This is a genomic window from Armatimonadota bacterium (genome assembly GCA_020354555.1).
In the GTDB taxonomy this organism is placed as follows: domain Bacteria; phylum Armatimonadota; class Hebobacteria.
Map to the genome: position 1 here is coordinate 1,627,678 of CP070648.1, position 3,065 is coordinate 1,630,742.

Genomic DNA, 3,065 nt, shown 5'->3' on the forward strand with positions numbered 1-3,065 from the left:
GAGCCGAGGCCGAGCTTGGCCGGCCAGCCGGCGGCATGGAACATTACCCACAGCCCGGCTCCGCCAAAAGCGAGCAGGATCACGACCTTGCCAGTCGTGATGATGGTGCCGGCGACCCCGGTCTCAGTGGAACCCCGGATGTTGATATAGGCGAAACCGATGGCCGCGACTGCCGCGAGCACGCGAGCGAACACAATCGGAGACGCACCCGGGATTGACACGCCGATCACTTCGCGGAGCAGGTTGCCGAAATACGCGCCGAATGTCTGGGCGTACAGCGCGCACGCGAAGGCGGTCGCGAACCACGACATCCAGCCCGTGACAAACCCCACCACCCGCGGCAGCGCCATGCGTACGAACGCGTAGCCGCCGCCCGCCTGAGGGAAAGCGGCGCCGAGTTCGGCGTACGCCATGCCGGTGATCGCGGCGACGATGCCATTGAGAATAAACGCGACGACAAGCGCCGGGCCGGCCGCGCCGGCGGCGAGGCCGGTAAGAGCGAACACGCCGGCCCCGATCATGGCGCCGACGCCGATCATCGTCGCCTCGCGAAGACCCAGCCCGCGTTGCAGCTCTACTTCATGAGCAGTGGGTGTTTTGCTGGCTGACATCTATCACTCTGCCCCGAGCATACCGGACCGCAATAGCTCCGGCGCCCGGCGTGCAGTCTGATCCCAAGTACCGGCACGGCGGCTTGGGGCGCCGGATACTCGCCCCGGGCGGTGCCAGCCGCGAGGCGGGCCGCCGGACACACTGGAATCGGTGCGGACGCGTACCGCCGGATGGACCCCGGACACGACCAGGGGCCGCGCATGCATCTTCCTGCGCGGTTCAACCAGCGGGATTCGGCCATCGCCCATTGAGTTCCTCCCGAATAAGCCAACATGCCGCAACCGCACCGTCTCGGTAGGTCCCCACTGGCGAGCGCAAACGTGCCGCGGTTTGCGCCGTCGGCCGGCGCGGGCCGTTATCGATCACGAGGTAGGACGTTCCGCGGTTCTCTCGAACTATACCCCACAATCGGGTTGCGTATTACCGGATGGTCGGCCCACCAGCGGATTATCATCACGAAGCGCTGAAGGAGGCGCCGTCATGCAGTATGATATTCCCCGCCTTGTGCTCCTATTCGCCGCGGTCATGCTGCTCGCGCCTGTGCCGTCAAGCCGCGCCGCCACCGCGTCCACTGCGGCCGAGATTCTCGCCGGCGCGTCCCAGCGCATCGAGCAGCACCGCAAAGGCGACATCGCGGTTGTCGTGCTCGACCGGGGCCAGCCCGTGCCGGGCGCCACCGTCGAGGTCGAGCAGACCGGACACGAGTTCCTCTTCGGCTGCAATGCCTACGGCCTGCGAGACGACGACTCGGCGCTGCAGCAGGCGTACCGCGAGCAATTTGCCGCGCTGTTCAACTACGCCACGCTTCCGTTCTACTGGGATGGCTACGAGCCGCAGCGCGGGGCGCCGCAGACCGCCAGCCGCAAAGCGATGGCTCGCTGGTGCGCGGAGCACGGGATACGCGCGAAAGGACATCCGCTGGTGTGGCATCACTTGCCCCCGGCGTGGGTGCCGCGGGACGCGACGGAGGCGGGCGGGTTGCTCCGCGACCGGGTCCGGTCGATCGTGTCCGAATTCAAAGGCCTCATTGACACGTGGGACGTCATCAATGAGAGCACCGTGTCCGCGCGAATGGACAATCCGGTCGGACTGTGGGTGAAGGAGGTCGGGCCGGTGAGGGCGGCGGCCGATGCCCTCGGCTGGGCACGCGGCGCGAACCAGCAGGCGACGCTGATCGTCAATGACTTCAACGTATCCCAGGAGTATGAGGAGCAGATCCAGGGGCTGATAGACGCGGGGCGCGCTCCGGACGCGATTGGCATACAGAGCCACATGCACCGCGGCGTGTGGCCGCTGGAGCGGGTGTGGGAGGGGTGCGAGACCTACGGCCGCTTCGGCATACCGATTCACTTCACGGAGACAACGGTGCTCTCCGGGCAACTGAAGCGACGCGGCGACGGGGACGAGGGGCGCGCGGACTGGCCGACGACGCCGTGGGGCGAACAGAGCCAGGCGCGCTACGTGGAGCAGCTCTACCGGCTGCTATTCTCACATCCCCGGGTCGAGGCGATCACGTGGTGGGATTTCTCGGATCTCAACGCGTGGCAGCGGGCGCCCGCGGGATTCGTGCGTAAAGACATGTCAGCCAAGCCGGCGTATCGGCGGCTGCTCAACCTGGTGAAGGGCGAGTGGTGGACCGACGTCACGGGTGAGACCGACGCGAATGGCGAGATCGGGTGTCGCGGGTTCTACGGCACGTATCGCGTTACCGCGACTGCGCCTGACGGGCGCAAGGTGACGCAGGAGGTGCGCTGGTTCAAGCGCGATGAGCGGCGGGTGACGCTGCGCCTGCCGTCGCAGTAAGCAGCCCGGGCCGCGACGCGATGATCGGCTGCGCGAGCCGCAGATCTTGGCAGCGAGCACAAGCGACAGAAGGAGACGCCTTACATGGGCCAACGCTTTGCAGGGAGAGCTGCGATAGTGACCGGCGCGGCGTCCGGCATCGGCCGGGCGACGGCGCTGGCATTCGCTCGTGACGGCGCTAAAGTGGTCGTCGCTGACATTGCCGTGGGCGGCGGCGAGGAGACCGTGCGGATGATAGAGGCGGCCGGCGGCGATGCCCTGTTCGTCGAGACGGATGTGTCGCAAGCGGCGGCGGTTGAGGCGATGATTCGACGAACGATCGAAGCGTACGGCCGCCTGGACTGCGCCTTCAACAACGCGGGCACCGTGGGCGAGATGGGATCAACCGTAGAGTGCACCGAGGAGAACTGGGAGCACATCATCAGCACCAACCTCAAAGGCGTGTGGCTGTGCATGAAGCACGAGATTCCGCAGATGCTCGAACAGGGCGAGGGCGCTATCGTCAACATGTCCTCGGTTTCCGGCATTCGCGGCTTGCAGGACTTCTCCGCGTATACCGCATCGAAGGGCGGGATACTCGAACTCACGCGCACGGCCGCGCTGGAGTACTCCAAGCTCGGCGTCCGCATCAATGCGGTATGCCCGGGCAC

General features: G+C 66.6%; 3 protein-coding genes. 2 read left to right on the top strand and 1 reads right to left on the bottom strand.

What is annotated here, in order from left to right; all coding sequences use genetic code 11:
- On the bottom strand, positions 1 to 611 hold a 611-nt coding region (locus JSV65_06590; protein UCH36015.1), incomplete at its 3' end, for an amino acid permease.
- A gap of 481 nt (positions 612 to 1,092) precedes the next feature.
- On the opposite strand from JSV65_06590, the gene JSV65_06595 reads away from it, so the two are divergent.
- Positions 1,093 to 2,415, top strand: a complete 1,323-nt coding sequence (locus JSV65_06595; protein ID UCH36016.1) for an endo-1,4-beta-xylanase — start codon at positions 1,093 to 1,095, stop codon at positions 2,413 to 2,415.
- 84 nt (positions 2,416 to 2,499) lie between these two features.
- Positions 2,500 to 3,065 (top strand): SDR family NAD(P)-dependent oxidoreductase (locus JSV65_06600; protein UCH36017.1); only part of this gene is annotated, 566 nt, incomplete at its 3' end.